This is a genomic window from Acinetobacter sp. ESBL14 (assembly GCF_036668815.1).
Lineage (GTDB): Bacteria > Pseudomonadota > Gammaproteobacteria > Pseudomonadales > Moraxellaceae > Acinetobacter > Acinetobacter gyllenbergii.
The window spans coordinates 1-225 of record NZ_JAZEVS010000094.1 but is presented as its reverse complement, the minus strand read 5'-3'; the positions used below and the strand labels follow the sequence as shown (position 1 = coordinate 225).

General features: G+C 49.3%; 1 pseudogene. It reads right to left on the bottom strand.

Annotated features, from left to right (window positions below):
• Positions 1-225, bottom strand: a pseudogene (locus V6E90_RS21775) (Ig-like domain-containing protein); the annotation flags it as partial.

Sequence of the window (225 nt, the reverse complement as noted above, 5' to 3'; positions counted from 1 at the left end):
CATCAACCAGATTGCCTGGATTTGGTACTGTCCACGCACCTGTGATTGGATCGGTTGGTACTTGAACTGTGGTGCCATTCGGGAAGGTCACGGTTACTGTCGAACCAGGTTCTGCTGTTCCTGTAATTGGATCAACGGCATTGATTGGATCAATGTCTGGCGCATTCGGTGCAATCGTATCGATTGTCACTGTACCTGTATCTGTACCGACATTGCCTGCCAAGT